Source organism: Trebonia sp., from assembly GCF_049794275.1.
Classification (GTDB): Bacteria; Actinomycetota; Actinomycetes; order Streptosporangiales; family Streptosporangiaceae; genus Trebonia.
Genome location: NZ_JBARCR010000960.1, coordinates 1 through 2,364, shown reverse-complemented (window position 1 = coordinate 2,364; position 2,364 = coordinate 1). Strand labels below are relative to the sequence as shown.

General features: G+C 70.1%; 4 protein-coding genes and 1 pseudogene. All 5 read left to right on the top strand.

The window, feature by feature from the left end:
- Positions 1-245, top strand: a pseudogene (locus WA805_RS24600) (hypothetical protein); the annotation flags it as partial.
- The gene (locus tag WA805_RS24595) at positions 242-535 is read left to right on the top strand and encodes a toluene-4-monooxygenase system B family protein (RefSeq protein ID WP_422276490.1); all 294 of its coding nucleotides are present in this window, start codon (positions 242-244) and stop codon (positions 533-535) included. The pseudogene WA805_RS24600 and the gene WA805_RS24595, both read left to right, overlap by 4 nt.
- Positions 532-849 (top strand): MmoB/DmpM family protein, encoded by a 318-nt coding sequence (locus WA805_RS24590; protein WP_422276492.1) that lies wholly within the window; start codon positions 532-534, stop codon positions 847-849. Before WA805_RS24595 ends, WA805_RS24590 begins: the two co-directional genes overlap by 4 nt.
- Entirely contained in the window at positions 846-1,865 is a 1,020-nt protein-coding gene (locus WA805_RS24585) for a toluene hydroxylase (protein ID WP_422276494.1), read from the top strand. The genes WA805_RS24590 and WA805_RS24585 overlap by 4 nt, the downstream gene beginning before the upstream one ends.
- Before the next feature lie 5 nt (positions 1,866-1,870).
- The gene (locus WA805_RS24580; RefSeq protein WP_422276496.1) at positions 1,871-2,182 is read left to right on the top strand and encodes a Rieske 2Fe-2S domain-containing protein; all 312 of its coding nucleotides are present in this window, start codon (positions 1,871-1,873) and stop codon (positions 2,180-2,182) included.
- Positions 2,183-2,364 lie beyond the last annotated feature (182 nt).

Here is a 2,364-nt window from a genome sequence, read left to right as displayed (position 1 = left end):
GGACCTACCACTTCTGCACGAACGCCTGCCGGCAGATCTTCTGGAAGGACCGGGCCAGCGTCAACAACCCGACGCTCATCGACCGGTTCCTCGCCGGGCGGATCCAGCCGATGGACGTCGGCGGGATTCTCGGCTACATGGGCCTGACCCCGGAGGTCATGGGCGACGACCCGGACTACCAGGCCTGGACCAGGGACTACGCCGGCCGGCCCGCCGAGGGCATCGCCACGGCGGCGCAGCCATGACCGCCGAACCCGGCGCGGAAGAAAACCCGCCGCAGCTAGTCCCGCTGAACGCGATCTTCGCCACCGACTTCGTGCAGATCCTGGTCCCGGTCACCACCGCGAACACCATGCGCGAAGTGGCCGCCGCGGTGGCCTACCACGTCGAGGGCAAGCGGGTCCGCGCCCTGCCTTACGACAAGGTCGTCATCTACCGCGGCGAGCGGCTGCCGGCCGAGATGACCGTCGCCGCCGCCGGCATCCAGCCGCTGGACCACGTCACGGTCGAGTACGACATCCCGGAGGGGTCATGAAGAACCCGGTGGGCCCGGTGCTGCGGATGGGCGATGAGGTCGAGCTGATCATCGCGGCGATCGAGGAGGACAACCCGGGCACCGAGATCGAGGTCATCGACCGCGGCGCCTACGTCCGGGTGCAGGGGGAGGACCGGATCACGCTGACCGAGCAGACGCTGCGCCGCTATCTGGGCGCGGACTACGAGATCAGGTCCCTCGGCGCGATCATGTCCGCGTTCAGCGGCAAAGCCATCACCACCAGCGACTCCATCACCTGGCAGGCCGTGGGTTGGCGAGCTGGGGGAGCCCAGGCCAAGGCGGCGACGCCATGACCGAGACCCCCGCGCCCAAGTCCCGCCCGCGCCGCACGTTCAGCGCTTTCGGCGACGTGCGCCGGATGCCGAGCGAATACGAGATCGTCACCCAGGGGGCGAACTGGACGCTCAGGGAGAACCGGGCCGCGACCTTCGAGCAGAACCCGTCGTCGGCGGCGAACCTGTGGTTCCTCACCTACCGGGACAACTCACCGTTCAAGGCCGACGACTGGGACGCCTTCCGCGACCCGGCCGCGCTGACTTACCGGTCCTACGTCACCCTGCAGTCCGACGCGGAAACCAAGCTGCAGGGCGTCCTTGAGGCGCACGCGGACGAGGGCGCCGACGTGAAGCTGCGGCCGAGGTCCGTCGCGCTGCTCGGCCGGCTGTTCACCCCGTCCCGCTACCTGTGCCACGGGTTCCAGCAGGTCGAGGCCTACATCGGGTTCATGGCCCCGAGCTCGTATATCACCAGCGCGGCCAGCTTCTCGACCGCTGACTTCCTGCGTCGCGTGACGACGATCGCCTACCGGACCAGGGAGCTGCAGATCGCCTGGCCGGAGGCGGGCATCGGCTCGATGGAACGAGCGGGATGGGAAGACGACGACGGCTGGCAGCCGGCCCGCAAGGCGATCGAGTACGCCTTGGTCAGCTACGACTGGGGGGAGGCGTTCACCGCGCTCAACCTGGTGCTCGCCCCGACCCTCGATGACGTGCTGCTGACCGGGCTCGGTGAGGCGGCAAGGAACGACGGGGACGACCTGACCTGGCTGCTGACCTCCTTCCTGGCCGAGGACTCCCGGCGGCGCGGCCGGTGGAGCCGTGCGCTGGCCGAACTGGCGGTCACGCAGCGCCCCGGCAGCCGCGCCGTGCTCGGAAAGTGGATCGGCCGCTGGTCGGCGCTGGCCGACGAGGCCGCCCTTGGCCTGGGCGCGATCCTCGAGGAGGAGACAGGCGGCGATGTGTCGGCCGCCGGCGTCGCCGGCCAGGCGAAGGCGGCGCGGCAGGAGTTCCTCGCCGGCCTGCTGGACTGACGACCGTGCGCTGGCGAGACACGATCAACCTCGACGACCTATGGGAAGGCGACATGACCGCGGTGAGCGTCGACGGCGAGTCCGTGCTGCTGGTTAACGTCGACGGCAGCGTCAGGGCCTACGCCAACCAGTGCCCGCACCAGGCGTCGGCCCTGGACCAGGGAGACCTGGACGGCGAGACGCTGACCTGCGCCACGCACCTGTGGGAGTTCAACGCGCTCACCGGCCTCGGCATCAACCCGAACGACGCGGCGCTGAAGAGCTACGGCTGCCAGGTCGGCGACGACGGCACCATCTACGTGGACATCGGCCGGTGAACGCATGACGTTCACCGCTGGATTGCGCGTCGAGGAGCCGCGGCTGCGGATCGCCGAGCCTGACGCGCTGACCGCCCTGCGCGCAGTCAACGGACAGCCCGCCATCGCCGCCAGGGCCAGGCTGCGCTTCGGCCCAGGCCGCACCTGCGAGCCGCTCGCCCGGCTGCTCGACAGGGCCATCG

What these genes read in the sequence shown, in the direction of transcription:
- WA805_RS24595 (WP_422276490.1), top strand. Translation starts at nt 242, where the DNA reads ATGACCGCCGAACCCGGCGCGGAAGAAAACCCGCCGCAGCTAGTCCCG.
- WA805_RS24590 (WP_422276492.1), top strand. Translation starts at nt 532, where the DNA reads ATGAAGAACCCGGTGGGCCCGGTGCTGCGGATGGGCGATGAGGTCGAG.
- WA805_RS24585 (WP_422276494.1), top strand. Translation starts at nt 846, where the DNA reads ATGACCGAGACCCCCGCGCCCAAGTCCCGCCCGCGCCGCACGTTCAGC.